Here is a 24,984-nt window from a genome sequence, read left to right as displayed (position 1 = left end):
TTATATGTATGTGTGTGGTCGAATGTCCGGTTTTGTACAAAAAAGTTCAATATTTGTCCGATTCCTATTTTTTCCGGATAGGTAGCAGATAAATGATACGTGCGGAGAAAACCTGGCTGGCCGATTTGTTGAAATAATCCGTTTTACGATTGTGGAAGATGTCTCCCAACGCATAGTAATAACGTCCTTCGAGCAGGAAATAACCGATGCCGGTACGCAGTTCGATACCGGGACCACCACATAATCCCCAGTCGAACTTTTGTTCGATAGGCATGTCGTGCTGGTTGTTGGCTCCTGCATTCTGGTTTTTCTCATTGGGGTTCTGATCGGTCTTTTCGCTGATAGCGAAGCCGACCTTCGGCCCTAGGTTTACGTAGAACTTGAACTTGTTACTACCGAAATAAATATGGGTGAAGAACGGTATCTCCAGGTAATTGATCGTACGTGTATATTTGTAAGTCGGGTTCTCGTCGAATTGCTCGTCCCAACCCTGCTGGCTGAAATTCAGTTCCGTCTGTAGCCCCAGATTCTTTTCCGTGTTCCAACGCAGTACCAGGCCCCCGTTGTATCCCTGTTTCATCTTGGTGTAGACCTTCGGGTTGAAGCTGACAGATGAGAAGTTCATGCCGAAAGAGGCACCTACGGATACTTCCTGGGGAAATTTATTTTGTGCCATAACGCCGGTTATGACGGCCAGGTATAAAAAGGATATGATTGTTATCTTTCTGATCATCTTACTTCGCTACGTGTTACGTTATAGTCACTCTGGTAATGAACGATAAATGTGCTGGTATTGATGAATCCGCCCCAGTTGTTTACCCGTTCAAAATCGAAACAGGTCTGTATGCCCTTGTAACGAATATTGCCCAGGTTGTTCTCGAAGTTGGAACCGTATTTCCGGATGGCATCGAAAAAGAACATACCTGTGTCGAAACCTAATATACCATATTTAGGGAATATGTTAATCAGGGTCTTGCTATACCATGTCTTATATTTGGAATAAAAGTCGGAGACTTCCGGCGAGAGGTTGTCAGCATAGAAGAAACTATATATATAGGTATTCAATGCAAAGAAGTCGTCGAGGCATTCGTTGGTATAAGTTTGCCATTCCGGATAACCGAACATCGTGATGTTGTATTCCGGTTTTGTCTCTGCCAGCATACGCAAAGGCGCTTTGAACTTGTTCAATGCTTCCAGGCTGCCTGAAGTAGGGATAATGACACTGCGTTTGTCTGTGCTGAGCATCGCTTCCATTTCGACCGGGAATGTCTCGCTCGAATAAGTTAGTTCGCGCCAGGAGATGTTGCGTTGCTTCATCTCTCCTTGCAGGGCTTTGACGAAGTCGGTCTTTTCTTCGGTACCGGGCACTTTCAACAGGATGATGTTGTCGTTGGCAAATAGGTCGCAACCAGCTTGTGATGCTTTGGCATACAAGTAGGAGTGAGGGGTGTTTACCTGGAATATATTTGCATTGGACAATACATCATCGTTTTTGGAGGTGAACGGTATCACATATTTGATATTATTCTTTTCGGCAAATTCGGCGACCGGCGCGATCTGGTCGTTCTGTACGGCTCCGATGATCAGGTTGGCTTCTTTCAAGACATCTTCTTTCAGGATTTCTTTCACCTTTTTGGTGCCGTTGCCTGTATCGAATACGGAGAGTTCGATCGAACAGCCGCTGTTACGCAGACTGTCGACGGCCAGTAACAGACCTTCATAATATTCGATGAAACGTTGCGTGTTGGAGGATGGTTTTGCCTCATTTGTCATGAAGGGCAACAATAAAGCTACTTTGATCATGTTGACCCGTTCGATCTTTTTCGGGGTCGATAGCAACGCATTTACGTCTCTTTCATGCATGACCGGAGCTGTTTCCGTAACTGTCTCTTTGGTTTCCACCGGTATTTTGATGACCATTCCGGCCTTTACCCCGTTCTTCAGTTCGGGGTTTCGTTTGATCAGTTCCGTGCTCGATATGTTGAATTTCCGGCAGATGCGGTACATCGTTTCTTTCTTGGCGATCGTGTATTCGATTTCTTTGGTTACCGACTTTACTTCCTTGGTGGGCAGTGTCTCGATAGGTGTTGCCGGGATACGAATCGTCTTGCCGATCGTGAAGGTGGAAGTCGACAGTCCAGGGTTTGCCTCGATGATATCGGTTCCGGGTACGGCATACCGGATAGACAACGAATAAAGCGTTTCTTTCGGTTGTATGGTGTGATACAGGAAATTATCCTCTGCTTTCCCCATCGGAGCCGTACCGGCATCCCGTTGCGGAATCTTTAATGTAGCACCCGCTTTGATCGATTCGCGGCTTTCCGGATTCAAACGGTAAATGTCATCGACGGTCACTCCATACATCGTTGCGATTGAGTATACTGTCTGTCCCCGCTCAATCGTATGATAAAATATATTATCATTTAATTCGTTAGTAGTAATAATTCGTGCTTTGTTGTTCTGTGAATACAATGAAACACTACAGAAACTCAGGCACAACGTCAATACGTATATACTGATCTTATTCATTTGTTAATTCGAATATTTGCAGCAAAGATAGTGTATGTCCGTATAAAATACTAATTTTGGAAGCTAATTAGGTTATATATATGCAAAGGAATTTTATAAGAAGAGTGGTCGGGACGCTCTGTTTTTTATTATTGATACTTGCAGCACATGCTCAAAAATATACGGTGACAGGGGGGAAAGGGACTCCTTTGCTGGCTTTTGATAATAAACAACCCACCAGTAGCCAGTTTCAGGTTTACCTTGTATATGGCATGGATAATGTAGAAATACGATATACTCCTACATCTGGTTCGTATCAATGGTATCGCTATAAGACTAAAGCGAAAGCAGGGGTTGGTAGCGATGCCGAAAAAATATCATCTGTTCAGGAGGGTAGTGAAACAGTCATTCGAAATCTGGAAGAAGGATATGGGTATTATATATTGGAAGACGATGCTTATTCGAAAGCTGGCGGGTATGTATGGATTATAGACTACAGTAAATATGTTTTTGAGGCGACTAGCCTCTATATAGATGTGCAAAAGAGCAATTGCGGCAAGATGTATTTGGGTGGAGATGTTGATATGAAGGAGATGAGATATTATGATCCGTCAGGAGTACCTGGAATATTGAAGCGTGAATTTGATGTTACTTACCAGACGATGGATATATCGGAAGATCAAACGGCATATCTGCCGAAAACAGTTACTGATACGGTGGAAGATATTTTTACAGTCGGTATCGAAGCCCCTCTTTGCGACACCGATGTCACTCTGAAAGGAGATTTGTTTGCCCGTCATTTCGGAGTGGAGAAAACAATGACGACAGGTGTCTACCAGGCAATCGCAGTGAAAGTCGTTTTGAAAATAGATACTTTATCATATACGAACGCAACCAATATGGTTGCAAAAGGGGATAGCCTTTCCGCCCCGGTCGAGTTCAATTTTAAAGCTGTTTGCAATACGCCGGTTGCTGCCATTTTCAAGTGGGAGATCTATAAAAAAGATGGAACCGAGGGAAAGGGGACAAAAGTGATCGACTTTAACAAAGGAGAAGAAGTAAGCTATATATTCAACCAAAACGGTACTTATACGGTTTATTTATCAGTATCAGATCGTACAGCCCAGTGTACATGGGAGCCTGAAGATCCGGTTACGATCAACATCTCGGACTCTTTTCTCGATGTTCCGAATGCTTTCTCACCCGGTACGTCACCCGGCATAAACGATGAGTTCAAAGTGGCCTACCGCTCGTTGACCCGTTTCAAATGTTGGATATTCAACCGTTGGGGAGTACAGATGTATTACTGGACAGACCCGTCGCAGGGTTGGGATGGTAAAAAAGGCGGTAAATACGTCCCGCCCGGAGTTTATTTTTATGTGATAGAGGCTACCGGCTCAGACGGTAAGCCAATAAAGAAAAAAGGTTCAATTAACATTTTTAGATCAAAGAGTATAGATGATGAAATTATCGAAGAATAATATATTCAGTTTTTTGTCGGGCGGTCTGATCTGCCTGACTGCGTGTTTGTCTATCGGATCGAGCGATTCGGAAAAGGTGCTTGACGGGCGTCCGGTGGTGATGTCGATGACTTCGTCGCCCGATATACCCTCGTCGGTCACTTTTTGTGGAACGCCGATCGACTTAACCCGCTATAATATGCGTGAAGGATTCGACCGGGAGATGAGTAGTTTCACATACTTCCATTCGACCACTATGTTGCTGATCAAACGCGCCAACCGTTATTTTCCGGTTATCGAACCGATATTGAAAGCCAACGGCATTCCCGACGACTTCAAATACCTGGCGGTCATAGAGAGCCATCTCGACCCGCGTGTGTCGTCTCCGGCACGTGCCGTGGGAATGTGGCAGTTTCTCGAAGGGACAGGCAAGCAATATGGGCTGACTGTCACCCCGACCGTGGATGAACGCTGTCATGTGGCTAAAGCAACTGAAGCAGCATGTAAGTATTTGAAAGCTGCTTACGACAAATACGGTGACTGGGCAAATGTGGCCGCTTCTTACAATGCGGGCATGGGGCGTATCTCCGGCGAACTGACCAAACAGGAAGCCGATAGCACCTTCGACCTCTGGCTGGTAGAGGAGACAAGCCGTTATGTATACCGTATCATGGCGATCAAGCAGATTTTTGAGAATCCTTATAAGTACGGTTTCGTGCTCCGCGCAGAAGACCTTTATAAACCGATTGCCTGCGAAGATGTGGCTGTATCGTCGGACATTCCCGATTTGTCTGCTTTCGCGCAGAAGTATAATATAATGTATGCCGATCTGAAACGCTTCAATCCCTGGTTACGCGACCGGAAATTGCAGACACTGGGCAAGACTTATACGCTACAGGTCCCGAAAGAAAATGAAATGTATTACAAGACACCTAACACCTACGTGCATAACTCGGCTTGGGTGGTAAGATAAATTCCCTTGATAAAAAGTATGAACGATAAAAATGCATTGGAAGGCGGTCGTATTTCCGTTTTAGGCGCCCGTGTTCACAATTTGAAAAATATAGACGTCGAGATACCGCGAAACAAACTCACCGTGATAACCGGTATGAGCGGTAGCGGTAAATCTTCGTTGGCTTTTGATACGATCTTTGCTGAAGGACAACGCCGCTATGTGGAGACATTTTCCGCTTATGCCCGTAATTTCCTCGGCAATATGGAACGTCCGGATGTGGATAAGATTACCGGATTAAGCCCGGTCATCTCGATCGAACAGAAAACGACCAATAAGAATCCCCGTTCTACCGTAGGTACTACGACAGAGATATACGACTTTTTCCGTCTGCTTTATGCAAGGGCGGGTGAGGCTTACTCGTACCTGAGCGGGGAAAAGATGGTGAAGTACACCGAAGAACAGGTGCTCGACCTGATCCTGGAACATTACGAAGGGAAGAAAACCTATCTGCTGGCTCCGCTTGTCCGTAACCGTAAAGGACACTACAAGGAATTGTTTGAACAGGTTCGTAAGAAGGGTTACCTGACAGTCCGTGTCGATGGTGAGATAAAAGAGATATTTCATGGCATGAAGCTCGACCGCTACAAGATGCACAGCATCGAGGTGGTGATCGATAAGATGGTCGTGTCGGTTTCCGACGAACGCCGCCTGAAAGAAAGTCTGCGTACAGCCATGAAGCAGGGCGACGGGCTGGTCATGCTGTTGGATGCCGATACCGACGAGTTGCGTCACTACAGTCGCCGCCTGATGGACCCGGCAACCGGACTTTCTTATAGCGAACCGGCTCCGCACAACTTCTCTTTCAACTCGCCCCAGGGGGCGTGTCCGAAATGTAAAGGATTGGGACAGGTGAACCTGTTGGATATGGAAAAAATCGTACCCGACCCTTCCCTCAGTATTTATAACGGTGGGATAGTTGCTTTGGGTAAATACAAGAACTCCCTTATCTTCTGGCAGATCGAGGCTCTTTGCGAAAAGCACGGCGTGACGATCAAGACGCCGATCAAAGATATCCCGGCAGAGGCGATCGATGAGATCATGAACGGGACGGACGAACGTCTCCAGATCAAGAACGAATCGCTGGGTTCTTCCAATTATTTCCTGTCTTACGAAGGTGTTGCCAAATATATCCTGATGCAGCAGGAGAGCGAGGCTTCGGCTTCCGCACAGAAATGGGCGGGACAGTTCATCAAAATGACTACATGCCCGGAATGTAACGGCCAGCGTCTGAACAAAGAGGCGTTGCACTACCGCATTGCGGGAAAGAATATAGCAGAGGTCTCTTCGTATGATATTTCCGAACTTTACGAATGGCTGGACGGTATCGAGGAGCGTCTGGACCAGAAGCAAAAACAGATTGCCATAGAAATATTGAAGGAGATACGTTCCCGCCTGAAGTTCCTGCTGGATGTGGGACTGGATTACCTGTCTCTCAACCGTGCTTCGGCAAGCCTTTCCGGTGGGGAAAGCCAGCGTATCCGTTTGGCAACCCAGATCGGCAGTCAGCTGGTCAACGTACTTTATATCCTCGACGAGCCGAGTATCGGATTGCATCAACGCGATAATGTCCGTCTGATCAACTCTTTGAAAGAGCTTCGTGATACCGGTAACTCGGTAGTGGTTGTCGAGCACGACAAGGATATGATGCTGAATGCCGATTACGTGATCGATATGGGACCGAAAGCCGGGCGTCTGGGGGGTGAAGTCGTTTATGAAGGAACGCCGCAGGATATGTTGAAAGTGAATACACTGACCTCTGCATACCTGAACGGGGAGACTGAGATTGCTGTTCCTGCCGAACGTCGTCCGGGAAACGGCAAGTTCATCACCATAAAAGGAGCTGGCGGTAACAACCTGAAGAATGTTGACGTGACCTTTCCGCTCGGAACGCTGATCTGTGTCACGGGTGTGTCGGGTAGCGGAAAATCGACGTTGATCAACCGAACCCTGCAACCGATCCTGAGCCAGCACTTCTATCGTTCACTGGAAGATCCGTTGCCTTATAAATCCATCGAAGGTATCGACAACGTGGATAAGATCGTCAATGTAGACCAGTCGCCTATCGGCCGTTCGCCGCGAAGTAATCCGGCCACTTATACAGGTGTCTTTTCGGATATTCGCAACCTGTTTGTCGACCTTCCCGAATCGAAGGTGAGGGGATACAAACCCGGACGTTTCTCGTTCAATGTATCCGGCGGACGCTGTGAAACCTGTAAGGGTAACGGCTACAAGACTATCGAAATGAACTTCCTGCCGGATGTATTGGTGCCTTGTGAAGACTGTCATGGCAAGCGATATAACCGTGAAACGCTTGAAGTCCGTTTCCGCGGTAAATCCATAGCTGATGTGTTGGATATGACAATCAATATGGCTGTGGAATTCTTTGAGAATATCCCGACCATCCTTTCTAAGATCAAAGTCCTGCAGGATGTGGGATTGGGTTATATCAAACTGGGCCAGCCTTCCACCACCTTATCCGGAGGAGAAAGTCAGCGTGTAAAACTGGCTACTGAGCTGGCCAAAAAGGATACCGGCAATACCTTATATGTATTGGACGAACCGACTACCGGTCTTCATTTTGAAGATATCCGTGTCCTGCTGGGTGTCTTGAACAAGCTCGTGGAAAAAGGCAACACCATCATCGTGATCGAGCATAACCTCGATGTGATCAAATGTGCCGACTACCTGATCGACATGGGCCCCGAAGGTGGCCGAAAAGGCGGCCAGGTCTTATTCACCGGCACTCCCGAGGAAATGATCAAGAAGAAAAACAAGAGTTATACGGCTCCGTTCCTGAAAGACGAATTAAAAAATAAATAGATATGAAGAATCCTATCCAAATGATCAAACAATGCGTAGAGAAGGAAGAACCCTACTTTCTGCTGCGCGGACAAGATATATGTGCTTTGGCGGCGATTGAGACCTATTACGCCGAGGTGAAGAAAAAAGTTAAAGATCCTTACTTTATAGAAGAGATCGAAGAGATAATGAAAGACTTCCGGGCCTTCCGGGAGGAACAGGAAACCCATATCCCGGATTAATTTATGGCGGACGACAGTTACAGAACCATTAAACAAGTAGCAGAGGGCTATTACACGGAGAAGCGCAGCCGCTTTATCTCGTATGCCATCCCGGTGCGTACGGTCGAAGAGGTGAAGGAGCAACTGGATAAATATCGTAAACAATATTACGACGCCCGCCATGTCTGCTGGGCCTATATGCTGGGGGCCGATCGCCTGACTTTCCGTGCGAACGATGACGGCGAACCATCATCCACAGCCGGTAAACCAATTCTGGGACAAATCAATTCCAACGAGTTAACGGATATCCTGATCCTGGTCGTTCGCTATTTCGGTGGCATCGAACTGGGCACCAGCGGCCTTATCGTTGCGTACCGTACAGCTGCCGCCGAAGCGATTGCTGCAGCCGAGATAGAGGAACGTACGGTTGACGAAGATATTACGGTCGCTTTCGAATATCCTTACCTGAACGGGATCATGCGTATTGTGAAAGAGGATAATCCCCTTATTGTATCCCAAAAGTTTGAAATGGACTGTGAAATGACTTTGCGTATACGCAAAGGAGAGGCGGAAAAGTTGAAGAACCGCTTATTGAAAGTCGAGTCGGCCTATCTGAAGTAAATTATTAATAATCTGAAACATGAGTTACCTGCTATTTTCGATTTGAGAGGATTTCTTTATTTTTGTACTCTGAAATCTAAACAAGCAAATAGTGGTAATATAATGAAGAAGATTCTGTTATTTTCTTTTTTCTTAGTGGTTGGTTTGGTTGTCTCGCAGTTTCTTCCTTCTCTTGTAGGAGCGAATTATTCGTTGGTGAAGACAGTATCCAATTCACTGTTGTATGTGTGTCTGGCCTTTATTATGATCAACGTAGGCCGGGAGTTTGAAATGGATAAGACTCGTTGGAGGTCTTATACGGAGGATTATTTCATAGCGATGGCTACCGCTGCTTTTCCCTGGATATTTGTGGCATTGTATTATATGTTCGTCCTGCTCCCCGACATCTATTGGTCGAGTGGGGAAGCCTGGAAAGAGAACTTGTTGTTAAGCCGTTTTGCGGCTCCCACGTCTGCCGGTATCTTGTTTACCATGCTGGCTGCTGCGGGACTGAAAGCATCCTGGGTATATAAAAAGGTACAGGTGCTGGCCATTTTCGACGACCTCGATACAATCCTGTTGATGATCCCGCTTCAGATCATGATGGTTGGCTTGCGTTGGCAGTTGGGAGTGATCATTCTTATCGTGATGGTATTGCTTATGATCGGATGGAAGAAGATGGGAACCTACAATATGCGGCAAGACTGGAAGGCCATTCTGCTTTATGCCATTGTTACGTTGGCATTTACCCAGGGAATCTATCTGGTGTCCAAACATTTTTACGGGGAGGAAGCGAGTATCCATATAGAAGTGCTGTTACCGGCCTTTGTACTGGGTATGATTATGAAACATAAGCATATCGATACGAAGACGGAGCACAATGTGGCGACGGCGATTTCATTCCTGTTCATGTTCCTGGTAGGAGTGAGCATGCCCGTGTTCTTTGGGGTCGATTTTGCCAAACAATCGGCGGAAGCATCGACCATTACCGGTGCACAGCCGATGATGTCATGGCCGATGATCCTTCTCCATGTGGTGATCGTCTCTTTCTTATCCAATATAGGAAAGCTTTTCCCTCTGTTCTTCTATCGCGACAGACGTAAGCGCGAACGTCTGGCTTTGTCGATCGGTATGTTTACACGGGGTGAAGTAGGGGCAGGTATTATTTTTATTGCCCTGGGATATAATCTGGGTGGTCCGGCCCTGATGATTTCTGTTCTGACCATAGTGTTTAATTTAATTTTAACTGGTATATTTGTAATCTGGGTAGAGAAATTGACCCGCAGCGCCTATCAGCTTGAGATGGCTGAGCAGCAAAGGCAATAAACACAGTTAGGAATTACGGAGACAGACCAGCAAGCTGTCTCCGCAAATATTAAAACAGAATGGATCGTACTATTAATGTTATCCTTAAACCGTTGCGCCGATTCGCCACACAGAAGTCGAGTGCCAGTTTTTTATTGTTTATGGCCACGGTATTGGCTATGATACTGGCAAACTCCCCCTGGGCTCACGCCTATCATCATATATTATCTTATCCTATTGACCTTCAGATTGGCAGTTTTAATTTGTTCTCCCATCATGGTGAACCCATGCCGATGCTTGCCTTTGTGAATGATGCTCTAATGGCGGTATTCTTTTTTGTAATCGGACTGGAGATCAAGCAGGAGGTATTGATCGGGGAATTGAGTTCGGTTCGTAAAGCACTCCTTCCGGTTATTGCGGCTTGTGGTGGTATGATCGTACCGGTCCTTTTTTATTTGCTTGTCTGCAATACGGCTCCGGAAGTACGTGGGGCTGCCATTCCAATGGCTACCGATATTGCATTTGCTCTTGCTGTCCTGGGATTGCTGGGGAAACGGGTTCCTTTGGGGATGCGGATCTTCCTGACAGCACTGGCCGTGGTGGATGATATCGGTGGTATTATAATTATAGCTTTATTCTATAGCGGACATATCGCCTATCAACCGTTATTGATCTCTCTGGCTCTGCTGGCTTTATTATATGTAGGGGGAAAAATGCGGGTAAATAATAATCTTTTTTATTATGTCGTCGGTTTCTTTGTGTGGGTATTGTTCCTTGAATCGGGTATTCATCCGACCATAGCGGGCGTGTTGGTGGCTTTTACCGTCCCTGCCCGTCCGAAGGTTAACCTGAATGACTTTACCTGCGATATGACCGGCTATCTGAATATGCTCGATTATACGGAGGTACGTCAGTCCAAAACGGCATCGGTATTGACACCAACACAGATACAAGTATTGAATAATATTCATTCGCTGGCTGATAACACGATCAGTCCGTTGCAGAGCATTGCCGACAAATTGCATCCGTTGGTAAATTACCTGATACTTCCGCTGTTTGCTTTCGTGAATGCCGGGGTTACGTTTGGCGATATCCAACCGGCATCGCTGGTGAATGTGCCGTTGGCTGTCTTCCTGGGATTATTTGTCGGAAAGTCGTTGGGTATTTTCTCGTTCACCTACCTCTTTGCCCGTACGAGAATGGGGTCTTTGCCTACAGGAATGACCCGCATGAATCTGTTTGGCGTTTCCATGTTGGGCGGTATTGGTTTCACGGTGGCATTATTTATTGCCAATCTTTCGTTTACCGGAATGGATGCGCTCGGAGCCGATTTATTGAATCAAGCCAAACTCGGAGTATTCACCGGATCGTTTGTTTCCGGTCTTTGCGGGTACTTACTGCTGAAGAAGTATTTACCGAAAATCCCGAAAGAATAACTTTCTGACTGTTAAATAAAGGTTTTTGTGTTGTCAAACACTTTGAACTTTAAACAGTGAAGAGTAATAATGCTTATTATTGCTTCGGCTTGTTCTCTCTTTTATTTAATACGGAATGATTATGTGTAGAATATGGATTTTTTTAGTGTTTTGTCTGGCTTCGTTGTTGGCATCGGCTCAATCATCTAAGGTGGAAGTTTCTTATGAGCTTTGTGAAGATGATATGATACGTGAGTTAATGGATTTTCAGGAAATTCGTTATTATAAAGTTTTTGTTAAAGGAGACTTTTCCGGTAAGATGTGTAATCTGGTGATGGTGCATTGCCGGGATGGTAAGTTCTCCTATGACAAGCCGGTACGTTTTCAGGAAAAAGATTCGGTGATTCAACTGACCTATTTTGCGCAATCAGTTGATGCCGATACATCTAAAATATCTTTGAAAAGTAAAGCTATACATTCGACCAGTAAATATGATGTGAAGAATTGTAAGAGTCATATATTAATGGAGACTTACACGGAAACTCCTCTGACTACGGCGGATACTATACCAGTAATAGCTTATACGACAGGTTTGGTTCAGAGTTTTATGTTTGAAGGAAAACCTGTAACCGGTATTGATTATTGCGGGTTACGTTTTGCGAAGATTAATCCTGAAAAATGGCCAGAAAAGTATGGGGTGAAGGATTTTGTTTATTATATCATTTATTTTGAACCTTTCGACACAGGGAAAGAGTAACTTTTTACTTCAAACAATATCTTGCGCTGATTGCCCCAATTATCGATCAGCGTAAGCATGTGTTTGCCCGACGGAACGGAACAGGCGATCTGGTGGTTGTCGGTGGTTTCTCCCAGGTAGGTATCGTCAAGATGCCAGTAAATCGTAGCGTCACCCCGGGCATGTGCAGCTTTGAAGACTAACTTTTCGGGTTTGCCGGAGAATCCTTTCGGCAGATACAAGACTGCATGGTGTTCCGGGTAGATCAGTTCGATCTGCTGGCTTTGTGTCTGTTCGCATCCCGGCTTGATGGGCGGGAGGGAAATATAATCTATATGGTAATTGCGGTAATAATATTCCTGGGAAGGTGGGAGAACAAACCAGGGACGGGTGATCATCCGGTCGACTGATTCGCAGGAGCTGTTTACGCGGAAACGTCCGTCGGCAGAGAGATGCAACAGTTGATGGTAAGGGCAGACGGGAGTATTGATACCTGAACGGGGAATATACAATGTGTCTGTCTGATCGCATATCTGCGATGCTTTATGACCGCTGTTACGGCAGATGGCTACCTCCTCCAGTTCATCGTACGGCATATCGAACCAACCACCACCGGGAAGCAAGGAGAACAGATCGAACAACACCGGGGCTGCATTGCCTACACCGGTCAGTCCCGGGCGGCCTTCGCCCGATGCGTTTCCTACCCATACACCGACCACATAACGGGGAGTTGTACCGATGGCCCAGGCATCACGTCCTCCGTAGCTGGTCCCTGTTTTCCAGGCAATCTGTTTCATCGATTCGAATTGTTGCCAGTCGGCTTCCTCTTCCGGGCGGTTGAGGGCGGACATCGCTTCGTAGGTGAACCAGATGGAAGCGGCTGAAAGAAGGGGCTTGTCGGTGAGACGCCGGTCTGCGACCGACCGGATCGGTTCCTTTTCTTTATTTATAAAAGGGGTTAGGGGGTGGATATCTTTCGGGTTGTATCGGCCGTTGTAAGGACGGTAATGTGTGAGAACCCGTGAAAGGGAGGCATACATTCCTGAGAGATCCCATAAGGTTCCTTCGGCTCCTCCAAGGATCAGGGAGGCCCCGTAGTGTTCTTCTGAAAAGCGGAGGGTGGTCATTCCCAATGCTTTCAGCAGTGTCATGAAACGTCCGGTGTTGTATTGCGATAACATGCGGACGAGCGGAACATTTAGGGAACGTTCGATAGCCCGGTGGGCAGGGACGGCTCCGTTGAATGTCTTGTTGTAGTTTTGCGGCATGAAGCCGTTTATATTCAGTGGGACATCAGACACGAGGGTGGAAGGAAGTATCTGTCCGTCGTGGAGCATCCCGGCATAGAGGAAGGGTTTTAATATACTTCCTGTGCTCCGGGGAGAGGTGATGATGTCTACCTGGTTTCCCCGTTTCTCATTGGCCTTGAAACTGGCGTTGCCGGCATAGGCCAGCACTTCTCCGGTTTCGACATCGGCAATGATGGCGGCGAGGTTGTGGATATGATTGGAGCTATATTCGAGCGCGTAGCGGTTGACTAGCTCTTGTGCCTGCTTTTGCAGGGAGTAATATACCGAAGTCGTGATACGTGTTCCTGGTGTGAGGACTGCCAGACGTTCCAACAGATGAGGGGCTTCGTCCGGCAGGGGGACAGGAGCTTCCGGCAGGGGTTCCATGCAGGATAGCTCATATTCGGTGTTGTCGATGATACCTCTTTCCTTCAGGGTGAGCAGAAGGTTATCGCGTTTTGTTTTTAGTTGTTTGCGGTTTTTTCCCGGATGGATCAGAGCGGGAGAGTTGGGCAGGACGGCCAGTGTGGCGCTTTCCGCCCAGGACAGGTCGGAGGCACTACGTCCGAAATAACGCCAGGCAGCAGTCTCTATGCCGACTACATTTCCGCCGAAGGGGGCATGGGAGGCGTATAAGTTGAGTATTTCTTTTTTACTGTGGGTCGTTTCGAGGAAGAGTGCCCAGCACATTTCGATACTTTTCTCGTAAAGAGTGCGATCTTTGTTCCCTCTGGCGATACGTGCCAGTTGCATGGTCAGTGTACTTCCTCCGCTGACGACACGGCGGTATCTGGCATTCAGGTAGGCGGCACGCAGGATAGCTGTCACATCGATCCCGGGGTGATAAAAGAAATACCGGTCTTCATAGGTTGTCAGACAGGTGATAAACTTATCCGGCAGCGAGTCTGTTGCCGGAAACCGCCATTGCCCGTCCGGCGCAATACGTGCTCCCAGCAAGTTGCCTTCCGAAGAATAAAGTAAAGTAGAATAGGATACCGGAAATAAAACACGGGGAACCAATAGGAACATTCCTCCCCACAAAAGAATGACAAACAGCAAAAAGAAAAGAAGTACCCTTTTACGGTTTGTTTTCAGTGAGGTAATTAGTCTTGTATGATTCATCTTATTTGAATAAATCAGAATGTGTACCTGTATTAGTTAGTAGTAGAATTAATTCAATATCATTTTGTTCCCATAGTAACAACCAGTCTGAAGTTATATGACATTCCCATAAATTAGCATATTTTCCGCTTAATTTATGCGGACGATACTTTATTGGTAATTTCCCGGTTTGTGATAAAACAGTAATCACCTCCTGAAATAAGGTAGGGTCACAACCGCGTTTAATACACAATTTAAAATCCTTATCAAACTGTCTGGTGGTTTTGGTTATATACATAAAGCTTGTTCTATTTTAAAAGGTGATCCATTAAATCGTCAATGTCTTTTGATGTGTAGACTCTTCCTTTGGCGGCATCTTCCAGTGATTGATCAATTTTATTCTTTTCTTCTTTGAATTGGATTGACCAGCCAAACTTCTGTGCGAGCTTCTTTAGAAGACTAATATCTACAGAAGGAATTATGATCTCCGCTCTTTGTAATACTCTAGTATCCATATTATTTTGTTTTAGTTGTTACAAAGATAGTCCTTTTTATAATACACATTCATTTCCGGTAAAAATAAATGTGTATATTCGTAAATTATCTGTTTGATCTGGAATAAGTAATAACCGTTAATTGGAAGAAATATGGCAAGGTATCTTTATTGGATGTGTTTATGCTATTTACTGTGCCTGTTGGGCAGTTGTACTTCAAAGAGTAGCGAAGGCGAGACGGATGAGTTGCCTTTTAATCCGAATGTAGAAGCCTTTACATCGGGGAAAATATCCCGGTATACGCCGGTGTATCTGATATTCAATCAGGATATACCGCAGGATAAACTGAAGAGTGACCGGCTGTCTAAACTGGTCCGTATCAAACCGGATGTTGCTGGAGAGTTTTCTTTCGAGAATAACCGGACCATTGTTTTCAAATCGGCAAAAGATTTTGAACGGAATACTTCCTACAAACTGTCGGCGGACCTTTCCGAATGGTTTGACGTGACAGGTAAAGACAAAGAATTTACCTTTGGTTTCTCTACCTTCCCGATGGCTCTGCGTGCGAATTTGGAATCGATGGAGATCAACAAAAAGAATGAGCTTGGCTATGATGTGTTGTGTACCTTGCTGACACCCGATAAGGAATCCCCCGAAACAGTAGAATCCTTGGTACGTTTCTCCGAAAAGGCGGATGCCGTATGGCAACACAGTCCCGACGGGAAAAAACATCAGGTCACTTTGCAAAATGTAGAAGCAGGAACTGAAGGAAGCCGGGAACTGATCCTTTCCGTTGCACCGAATAAACTGGGTGTCGATGAGGCTAAATTACTTTCCGTGAGTATCCCCGATCGGAATGATTTCGAAGTTTATGACGTAACCTATGTAACGGAACCTGAACGCTATGTGGAAGTGACATTCTCTAAGGAACTGGATTCTTCCCAGGATATGCAGGGGTTGGCATTTATTGCCGGTAATACCTCTGAAACGGTGAATGTGGAAGGAAACAGGTTACGTCTGTATCCTGATGCGCAACGTACAGGAGTGATGAATGTACATCTGAACAATCAGATCCGCAGCAAGAACGGACTGACGTTGAAGGATGATGTGACCCGTCAGGTGGAGATCAGCAGTCTGTTGCCGGATGTCAAATTTATCGGGCAGGGCGTTGTTATTCCCCAGTCTACACAGTTGCTCGTACCTTTCCAGGCTGTTTACCTCCGGGGCGTTGTGGTGCGTGTGATAAAGATACTCGAACAGAATATAGGACAATTCCTGCAAGTAAATAATCTGGACGGTACTTCGGACCTGATGCGTGTCGGCCGCCTGGTTGCCCGTAAGACGATCTTTCTGGATGAAGACGGCGGTGATCTGTCTAAGTGGAATACCTATGCCATCGACCTGAAACAACTGATGGACCCGGAACCCGGTGCTATCTACCGTGTTGAGCTATCCTTTAATAAAGACCTGTCCGCTTATCCGTGTGACGACTCTGTGAAGGTATCCCGCGAACAACTGCTGGCTGATAACGAGATCAAGTTCAAAGAAGAAAGTTCCCGTTTCGACAATGGCGGATATTATTATTACAACGGCGATTTCGACTGGAACGATTATAACTACAACGAACGTAATAATCCTTGTTCAAACAGTTACTATTATAATAAGGTAGAAGGTAAGAATGTCCTGGCAACCAACCTGGGCCTGATGGCTATGGCAGGTGAGGACAACGAAATGACTGTCCTGGTCCATAACCTTATTACCACGAACCCCGAGAACGGGGTCAATGTGGCTGCCTATAATTACCAGAACCAGCAACTAGCATCCGGCATCACGGATAGTCAGGGACAAACCCGCCTGAAGATTACTTCCGGCAAACCTTTTTACCTGATAGCCTCAATGGGCAGGGAACGTTCCTACCTGCGTGTGGATGGTGGTTCGGCTTTATCTCTAAGCTCTTTCGATGTTTCCGGCGAAGTTGTGCAGAAAGGCATCAAAGGATTTATTTATGGCGACCGGGGTGTCTGGCGTCCGGGTGATACCCTGTTCCTGAGCTTTATGCTGAATGACCGGGCAAAGAAACTCCCGGCTAATCATCCGGTGGTCATGGAATTGTACAACCCGCTGGGACAACTCTATTTGCGTAAGACGCAAACCAAAGGTGAACTGGGCTTATATTCGTTTGCCATGCCGACCGAGGCAGATGCACCGACAGGAGCCTGGAGCGTAAAAGTAAATGTGGGTGGCGTCAGCTTCACCAAACGCCTGCGTGTGGAATCGATCAAACCGAATCGTTTGAAGATAGACCTGTCCATGCCGGAAAAGACATTGCTGCGGGGCGAACCGCTGAATGCCCGTCTGCATACGGAATGGTTGCAGGGAGCAACAGCCAGGAACCTGAAATATGATATTCAGGGTACATTCATCTCGACACCGACCACGTTTGCCGGTTATAAGGATTTCTATTTCGATGATCCGTCGAAGACATTCAACAGTGAGGAAAGTAAACTGATATCCGGTACGACGGACGAGAAAGGGGATGCAACCATACAGGCAAAGTTCGAGATCGGCTCGACGGCTCCGGGTATGTTGATGGCGAACTTTGTGACCCGTGTCTATGAAGAGTCGGGCGATTTCAGTATCGATGCGAACCGGATGCTTTATTCTCCTTATAAACGGTATGCCGGTATCAAATCGCCGCAGCAGACACGTGATCAACTCAACACGGGGAGTAACTATACCTATGAAGTAGCTTCCACAGACTACCAGGGTAATCCGCAGGCAAACACGGAACTGGATGTGCAGGTCTATAAAGTCTATTGGTATTGGTGGTGGAGTTCGGACAACAGTAGCCTGGCTAATTACGTATCCGATTCGTACAACAAACCGGTCAAACAGTTCACTGTCCGTACCGGGGAGAACGGCAAGGGTACTTTCCAACTCTCGTTCAGTAATGAAGAATGGGGTACTTATTTCATCTCTGTAAAAGATAAGGAAAGCAAGCATTCTACCGGAGTCATGAGCTATTTCGACTGGCCTTACAACGAAGGACGCCGGAATGCCGACGGCAGCGAATCGGCCAGCATGCTGACATTCAAAACAGATAAAGACAATTACCAGCCGGGCGAGAAACTGATTATCACGATCCCGTCGGTAAAAGGAAGCCGTGCCGTTGTCAGTATAGAAAATGGAACGAAAGTCCTTTCCGTAACCGAGCATACCTGCGACGATCAGCAGACCGTGATCAAACTCGATGTGACTAGGGAAATGCAACCGAATGCATACGTCTACGTCACATTGCTCCAGCCTCATGGCATTACTAAAAATGACCTGCCGATCCGTATGTACGGAGTCGTTCCGTTTACGGTGACTTCACCCGAAAGCCATTTATATCCGCAGATCAGCGTGCCGGATGAGATCAAACCGGAAGCTAAATACGAAATCACTATCTCTGAGAAGAACGGACGGGAGATGGCCTATACATTGGCTATCGTGGATGAAGGTCTGCTCGACCTGACCCGCTTCCGTACACCCGAGCCCTGGAAGGCGTTCAATGCCCGCGAAGCTCTGGGAGTCAGTACCTGGGATATGTACAACTTTGTCGTCGGAGCTTATGGAGGACGCATCGAGCAACTATTCAGCATCGGCGGTGACGATGCCCTGAACAAAGGTCCGAAAGCTATCGTAAACCGCTTTAAGCCTGTCGTACAGTTTGAAGGTCCGTTCCTGCTGAGGGAAGGAAAGAAACAACATCATATCTATACCATGCCGAATTATAACGGGCGGGTGAAAGTGATGGTCGTAGCCGGAAACGGAGAAGCCTACGGACACGCCGACAAGAGCGTCTTTGTGCGTAAGCCGGTGATGTTGCTCGGTACGTTGCCGCGCGTGATCGGTGTAGGTGAGGAGATGGTTGTCCCGGCTACTGTCTTTGCGACGGAAAACGGGGTGGGTGATGTTGCTGTGTCAATCAGTTGTTCCGATAATATGGAAATAATGGGTTCGGCAACCCAGCAGCTTAACTTCACTAAGACAGGTGATAAGCAAGCCTCGTTCCGTATCAAGGTGAAAGACATGCCGGGAGCCGGACGGGTAACGATTACAGCATCCGGAAAAGGCGATAAATCAGTCTATGCAACGGATATAGAGATCCGTTCCGTCAGCCGTCCGCAAGTGAAGGTTCTGCCTGTCACCCTAGAGGCCGGTAGGTCATGGACACAAACTGTTCGTTTGCCGGGTATGAAGGGGACTAATTCGCTGACACTGGAGATGTCGGACGTACCGCCGTTGAACCTCTCCTCCCGTTTGTCTTATTTGATCGGATATCCTCACGGGTGTGTGGAGCAGATCACTTCCAAAGGTTTCCCGCAACTGTATATAGGTGAGTTTGCCGCTTTGTCGAAAGAGCAGCAGGTGACAACCGAGAACGCTGTCAAGGAGGTAATCCGCCGCCTGCGTTCTTACCAGACGGTGGACGGAGCATTCTCTTACTGGCCCGGCGGTACCAGCAGCAACGCCTGGGGAACGGTGTATGCTACCCATTTCCTGCTTTCTGCCGAGGCTAAAGGTTATCTGGTTCCCGACGGAATGAAGCGTAACGTATTGAATAACCTGCGGCGTGTAGCGCGCGACTGGAAACCGGTAAGTTCCTACTATGTTCGTTCGGAAGAGATGACGCAGGCATATCGTTTGTATGTGCTGGCATTGGGACAAGTACCTGAGGTTGGTGCCATGAACCGCCTGAAAGAAAATAAATCGCTGACACCGATGAGCCGTTGGCTGCTCGCTGCCGGTTATGCTTTGGTCGGACGTACCGATGTGGCGAAAGGTCTGATCGAAAAGACGACGGAAGTAAAGACTGACTATTCGGATTACGACCTGACATTCGGCAGCAGCCTGCGTGATGAGGCTATCCGTCTGATGACACTGACTTTGCTGAATGACGGTAAAGAGGCTGCTTTGCTAACCCGCGATATCTCGAAGGTTCTTTCTTCGGATGACTGGCTGAGTACGCAGTCCACGGCATTTGCTTTGGTAGCCCTGTCTGACTATATGGCGAAATACAAGGTCGGAGGTTCGATGGACTTTACCTATTCCTGCAGTGGAAAGACGGGCAACGTAAGTTCCACGAAGAATGTATGGACGGAAAAATTACTGGATAAAGCCGGAACATCTGCAATGGTTGACCTGCAGAATACAGGTAAGTCGACCTTGTTCGCCCGCATCCTGACCGAAGGTATTCCGGAGCAGGGCAAGGAAGAGGCCTATGCGAACGGTGTATCGTTGGCTGTCAGCTATACCGATCAGAACGGCCGCGCCGTAGATGTAGCCAAACTCCCACAGGGAACGAATTTTATGGCTGTGGTAACGGTTAAGAATCCATCTGCCCGGGGCATGAACAATCTGGTATTAACGGAGATATTCCCGGCAGGTTGGGAGATTCTCAATACCCGCTTTCTGAATGACGGAGCTACGGATAACCAGGCTACAGGCGTGAACTATCAGGATATCCGCGACGATAAGGTGTATAGTTATATCGATTATCTGCCATCGGGTCGTCAGGTGACTGTAAAGATCAACCTTTGTGCCGTCTATCCGGGACGTTTCTATCTGCCTCCGGTTTATTGCGAAGCGATGTACGATAATCTGATCCGTGCGAATACGGAAGGGAAAGAGGTTGTTGTTGAATAAACAGGCTTTTAGGCCTAAAATCTCTACTTACACTGTTCGACCGGCTTTTAGGAGATCTTGGATCGTAAGATAGTATAAGTATATCGAAACAAAAGCTTGCTTTATTCAGAAGCAAGCTTTCTATCTTTGCAGTATATTTATACAAATAGATTAATGAAGAAAAGACATTTACTATTCGCCCTGCTTTGTGGCGGACTTTTATCTTGTACAGCCCCTACGGCAACACAGCAGTTAGCCAAAGAAATCCTTGCCGATCAGAGTTTCCATGTGGTCGACAGTATGGCCCGTTCTGTGATCCGCAGCGGGTTCAATGCGGGAAGCGGTTATTCCCAGATATGGGCACGCGATATGAATACCTTTATCGAAGTAGCCTGTGAAGAGAGCAACCCGTCCGACCTGCGTAATGCAATCCTACTGTTCTTTGCTTTGCAACAGCCGAACGACGAAATGATAGATGGTTATGTCCTGAAAACAGATTTCAACTGGGGCGATGACCATCCGTATTATTCGGATGCGGCTCCCGACCATGTCGCTTTTAAGAATACGGTCGAAACCGACCAGGAATCTTCTTTGATCCATATCGTAGGAAAGTATATCCGTAAGACCGGCGACACCTCTATCCTGAATGAAACGGTTGCAGGCCGCACGGTCTACCAGCGTATGGTCGGAATGATCGACTATCTGATGAAAGAACGTTATAACGAGCAATATGGCCTTCTCTACGGTGCCATGACGGCAGACTGGGGAGACGTGCAGCCAAACGACGACTTCGGTTGCGATATGAACGAACTGTCCGACCCGGCTATCGATGTCTATGACAACGCCATGTTTATCATTGCCCTCGATTATATGCAGGAGATGACTGCGGACGAGGCAGACCAGACTCGTTGGAAAGAACTCCGCACCCGTATTGCTGCAAATACCCGTAAACATCTGTGGGATGCGCAGCGGCAGAAGTTTATTCCGCATATCTATCCCGAAAATTCTCCGATACCCGAAGGCTTTAATGAACTGGACGTGCATTATCACGGAGGAACGGCCATTGCGATTGAAGCCGGCCTGTTGTCTCCGGAAGAGATCGCTACGGTCAATGCGCAGATGCTGGAAAATGTCCGTCTGTCGGGTATGCCGAGTATCGGTTTAACCTTATATCCCACTTATCCGGAAAACTTTTTCCGTGGAGGAATGTCGAAAGCGTATATCTATCAGAATGGCGGCGACTGGACCTGGTTCGGAGGCCGTATGATCCAGCAGCTTATTGCCAATGGGATGGTAAAAGAAGCCTATGAAGAAGTACGTCCGATGATCGACCGGGTAATCAAAAACAAGGGTTTCTACGAATGGTACGGTATGGGCGGTGTGCCCAGTGGCTCCGGTCATTTCAAAGGATCGGCAGGAGTACTGGCAAAAGCTATCGAGATGTTTAATGAATGGTCAGAAGAAAATAAATAAATAATGAGAAAGAGTAATTATGATAAAAGTCCCTCGACAGCTGTCGACGGGGCTCTTTGGAAAGGTTGGGAGTCTGTGCTGGATAAGTTGAAGGAAGCATGCAACGTCCCGGAAAAGTTGGCACGAAAGGTCGTTGTCATTGAGTGTTATCATGGTGTATATCCGGAAGAACTGGCTGAACATCTGGCAACATTGCAACCTTCTTTGATGATTCATTCGGATCAGTGTTTTAAAGGCGTAAAAGACATTGAGAAGATGACTTATCCTTATCTGACAGACGATCGCCTTTTTGGACGTCGCGCACCCTTTTATTATGCAGACTTTCTGGATGCAGACAAAGTAAAAGAATGCCGGGAGAAGATAACAGCGTCTACCGGGTTGATTCTTATTTACGGACATGCCGCGGCAGAGATTGTCCGCAAAGCCGATGTGCTGGTTTATGTGGATATGGCACGTTGGGAGATACAGCAGCGTTTCCGTCGGGGTGAGATCGATGGGTTAGGTGTGAAGAACCGTGAGGAAGCCCCTTCCTACCATTATAAACGGGGATATTTCATCGACTGGAATGTCTGTGATGCCCTGAAGAAAGAATTACTGCCTGAAGTCGATTACTGGCTGGATACCCATATTGCCGGTATGCCGAAGATGATTACCGGTGAGACGATGCGTGCCGGTCTGGAAAAGACTGCCCATAAACCGTTCCGCGTGGTTCCTTTCTTCGACCCTGCACCCTGGGGCGGTCAGTGGATGAAAGAAGTATGCGACCTGGATAAGGAGCAGGAGAATTTTGGCTGGTGTTTCGATTGTGTGCCGGAAGAGAATAGCTTGTATCTGAAAGTTGAAGGCGAACTGTTCGAGATGGCTTCCAATAACCTGGTGTTCTATCAGACACGTAACCTGTTGGGTGGTCCGGTAGAATCGCGTTTCGGACAGGACTTCCCGATACGTTTCGACTTTCTCGATACGATGGGAGGGGGTAATCTGAGTTTACAGGTTCATCCGACAACTCAATATATCCATGATACGTTCGGTATCTGGTACACGCAGGACGAAAGTTACTATCTGTTGGATGCCGGTGAGGATGCAACAGTTTATCTCGGACTGAAAACCGGTGTCGATCCGGAAGAGATGATCGCCGCTTTGAATGAGGCGCAGGTCTCGGGCGAACCGTTCAACACGGAGAAGTATGTGAACAAATGGCCGGCAAAGAAACATGACCATTACCTGATCCCGAACGGGACCATCCATTGTTCGGGATCGAATGCGATGGTGCTTGAGATCAGTGCGACACCCAGTCTTTTCACCTTCAAACTGTGGGATTGGGGACGTCTGGGACTGGACGGTAAGCCGCGCCCGATCAATATCAAACACGGCTCTCATGTGATCCAGTGGGAACGGCAGACTGATTTTGTACGCGACCAGTTGGTCAATCATTTCGAACCGCGTGCCGAAGGTGAAGGTTGGGTGGAAGAACGTACCGGTCTGCATGAAAATGAGTTTATCGAAACCCGTCGTCATTGGTTTACCGGAATGGTGCCGCACAATACAGGTGGGGGAGTCAACGTTCTTAATGTGATCGAAGGTGATGAGCTGATCGTGGAGAGTCCGACGAATGCGTTCGAACCATTCATTGTCCATTATGCCGAAACATTTATTGTTCCTGCCATAGTCGGTGATTATACGATTCGTCCGTATGGTATTTCCGAAGGGAAACCCTGCGGAACGATAAAAGCATATGTTCGGGTGAAAGGATAAAATCGAATATCAATTAAAACACATATATATAATGTATAGTAACGATAACCGCATAGTAATGACTCTCGACGCCGGAGGAACCAACCTGGTCTTCTCGGCTATCCGCGGGGGCGATGAGATCGTGATCCCGATCACTTTACCCTCCTGTGCCTGCGACCTGGATCAGTGTTTGGGACAACTGGCAACGGGTTTCACCCGTATCCGCGAGCAACTGCCGGAGTCGCCGGTCGCTATCAGCTTCGCTTTTCCCGGTCCGGCAGACTATCCGGCAGGTATCATCGGTAACCTGCCGAATTTTCCCTCTTTCCGGGGAGGTGTGGCATTAGGCCCGTATCTGGAAGACCAGTTCAATATCCCTGTCTTCATAAATAATGACGGTGACCTTTTTGCTTACGGGGAAGCACTGACCGGTGCTTTGCCGGAGATAAATAACCGTTTGGAAAAGGCAGGCAGCATCAAACGTTATAAAAACCTGTTGGGTGTCACATTGGGTACAGGTTTCGGTGCAGGAGTCGTTATCGATGGAAATCTGCTGATGGGCGATAATGCTGCCGGAGGTGACGTCTGGTGTTTCCGCAATAAGAAATATCAGCAGTATATTGTAGAAGAAAGCGTGAGCATCCGTGCCGTACAACGAGTGTACCGGGAGCTTTCCGGAGACACAGCCACTTATACTCCGAAAGATATATTCGATATGGCAGAAGGCACCCGTCCGGGTAACCGGCAAGCAGCCCTTCGTGCTTTTGCCGAACTGGGAGAGATGGCGGGGGATGCCATTGCACAGGCAATCACGTTGATCGACGGCTTGATCGTGATCGGCGGTGGTCTGACGGGTGCGGCTAAATATATCCTTCCCGCACTTTTGCAGGAGATGAACAGCCAGACCGGCATGATGGACGGCAGTCGTTTCAGTCGTTTGCAAAGTAAAGCCTATAATCTGGATGACGAGACTCAATTCAGCCAGTTTGCAAAAGGAGAAGCGGTCAAGATACATGTTCCCGGTTCAGGTCGTGAAGTGGATTATGACCCTTGTAAACGTATCGGAGTTATGATCAGTAAGCAGGGTGCCAGTCGTTCGGTAGCTTTGGGAGCTTATGTTTATGCACTAAATCAATTGACAAATTAGTTGACAGTTGACAGATGACA

Annotated in this window: 17 protein-coding genes; 12 read left to right on the top strand and 5 right to left on the bottom strand. The window is 47.3% G+C overall.

What is annotated here, in order from left to right; genetic code table 11:
• Nucleotides 1-64: 64 nt before the first annotated feature.
• Nucleotides 65-733: a porin family protein gene (locus tag IEY67_RS04695; protein WP_183669501.1), complete on the bottom strand. Its 669-nt coding sequence runs from the start codon at nt 731-733 to the stop codon at nt 65-67.
• Nucleotides 730-2,529 carry a LysM peptidoglycan-binding domain-containing protein gene (locus IEY67_RS04690; RefSeq protein WP_122352415.1) on the bottom strand — a complete coding sequence of 600 codons (1,800 nt, stop codon included), beginning with the start codon at nt 2,527-2,529 and terminating at the stop codon, nt 730-732. Before IEY67_RS04690 ends, IEY67_RS04695 begins: the two co-directional genes overlap by 4 nt.
• Nucleotides 2,530-2,609: 80 nt before the next feature.
• Between IEY67_RS04690 and IEY67_RS04685 the strand changes: the two genes are divergently transcribed.
• From IEY67_RS04685 to IEY67_RS04650, 8 genes are all read left to right on the top strand, one after another.
• Entirely contained in the window at nt 2,610-3,989 is a 1,380-nt protein-coding gene (locus IEY67_RS04685; protein ID WP_183669503.1) for a T9SS type B sorting domain-containing protein, read from the top strand.
• A complete protein-coding gene (locus tag IEY67_RS04680) occupies nt 3,967-4,941 on the top strand; it encodes a lytic transglycosylase domain-containing protein (protein WP_183669504.1) in 975 nt (324 codons plus the stop codon). Before IEY67_RS04685 ends, IEY67_RS04680 begins: the two co-directional genes overlap by 23 nt.
• 18 nt (nt 4,942-4,959) lie before the next feature.
• A complete protein-coding gene (gene uvrA, locus IEY67_RS04675; RefSeq protein WP_183669506.1) occupies nt 4,960-7,803 on the top strand; it encodes an excinuclease ABC subunit UvrA in 2,844 nt (947 codons plus the stop codon).
• Nucleotides 7,804-7,805: 2 nt separating this feature from the next.
• Complete coding sequence (locus IEY67_RS04670) at nt 7,806-8,024, top strand: hypothetical protein (RefSeq protein ID WP_122352419.1); 219 nt, start codon at nt 7,806-7,808, stop codon at nt 8,022-8,024.
• A gap of 3 nt (nt 8,025-8,027) precedes the next feature.
• The gene (locus IEY67_RS04665; protein ID WP_122374304.1) at nt 8,028-8,624 is read left to right on the top strand and encodes an IMPACT family protein; all 597 of its coding nucleotides are present in this window, start codon (nt 8,028-8,030) and stop codon (nt 8,622-8,624) included.
• A gap of 102 nt (nt 8,625-8,726) precedes the next feature.
• On the top strand, nt 8,727-9,929 hold the full coding sequence (locus tag IEY67_RS04660; RefSeq protein ID WP_122352421.1) for a cation:proton antiporter: 1,203 nt from the start codon (nt 8,727-8,729) through the stop codon (nt 9,927-9,929).
• A 59-nt stretch (nt 9,930-9,988) separates the two neighbouring features.
• Nucleotides 9,989-11,344, top strand: coding sequence for a Na+/H+ antiporter NhaA (nhaA, locus tag IEY67_RS04655; protein WP_122374305.1), 1,356 nt, complete (start codon nt 9,989-9,991; stop codon nt 11,342-11,344).
• A gap of 121 nt (nt 11,345-11,465) precedes the next feature.
• On the top strand, nt 11,466-12,080 hold the full coding sequence (locus IEY67_RS04650; RefSeq protein WP_122374306.1) for a hypothetical protein: 615 nt from the start codon (nt 11,466-11,468) through the stop codon (nt 12,078-12,080).
• Here the strand turns inward: IEY67_RS04650 and pbpC are convergent.
• From pbpC to IEY67_RS04635, 3 genes are all read right to left on the bottom strand, one after another.
• Nucleotides 12,047-14,377 carry a penicillin-binding protein 1C gene (gene pbpC, locus IEY67_RS04645; RefSeq protein WP_183670006.1) on the bottom strand — a complete coding sequence of 777 codons (2,331 nt, stop codon included), beginning with the start codon at nt 14,375-14,377 and terminating at the stop codon, nt 12,047-12,049. The genes IEY67_RS04650 and pbpC overlap by 34 nt on opposite strands.
• Before the next feature lie 94 nt (nt 14,378-14,471).
• Entirely contained in the window at nt 14,472-14,747 is a 276-nt protein-coding gene (locus IEY67_RS04640) for a type II toxin-antitoxin system RelE/ParE family toxin (protein WP_122352448.1), read from the bottom strand.
• Between the two features lie 10 nt (nt 14,748-14,757).
• Nucleotides 14,758-14,964, bottom strand: coding sequence for a hypothetical protein (locus IEY67_RS04635; RefSeq protein WP_122352449.1), 207 nt, complete (start codon nt 14,962-14,964; stop codon nt 14,758-14,760).
• A gap of 132 nt (nt 14,965-15,096) precedes the next feature.
• Here IEY67_RS04635 and IEY67_RS04630 point away from each other — a divergent pair, with 132 nt between their 5' ends.
• The 4 genes from IEY67_RS04630 to IEY67_RS04615 all read left to right on the top strand — a co-directional run bounded on the left by IEY67_RS04630 (nt 15,097) and on the right by IEY67_RS04615 (nt 24,964).
• Nucleotides 15,097-20,631 carry an alpha-2-macroglobulin family protein gene (locus IEY67_RS04630; RefSeq protein WP_183669509.1) on the top strand — a complete coding sequence of 1,845 codons (5,535 nt, stop codon included), beginning with the start codon at nt 15,097-15,099 and terminating at the stop codon, nt 20,629-20,631.
• A gap of 153 nt (nt 20,632-20,784) precedes the next feature.
• Nucleotides 20,785-22,083 carry an alpha-L-rhamnosidase-related protein gene (locus tag IEY67_RS04625; protein WP_183669511.1) on the top strand — a complete coding sequence of 433 codons (1,299 nt, stop codon included), beginning with the start codon at nt 20,785-20,787 and terminating at the stop codon, nt 22,081-22,083.
• A 3-nt stretch (nt 22,084-22,086) separates the two neighbouring features.
• A complete protein-coding gene (locus IEY67_RS04620) occupies nt 22,087-23,838 on the top strand; it encodes a class I mannose-6-phosphate isomerase (protein ID WP_183669513.1) in 1,752 nt (583 codons plus the stop codon).
• 31 nt (nt 23,839-23,869) lie between these two features.
• Nucleotides 23,870-24,964 carry an ROK family protein gene (locus IEY67_RS04615; RefSeq protein WP_183669515.1) on the top strand — a complete coding sequence of 365 codons (1,095 nt, stop codon included), beginning with the start codon at nt 23,870-23,872 and terminating at the stop codon, nt 24,962-24,964.
• Nucleotides 24,965-24,984 lie beyond the last annotated feature (20 nt).

Source organism: Parabacteroides faecis (assembly GCF_014647375.1).
GTDB lineage: Bacteria > Bacteroidota > Bacteroidia > Bacteroidales > Tannerellaceae > Parabacteroides > Parabacteroides faecis.
This window is presented reverse-complemented; position numbering and strand designations above follow the sequence as displayed.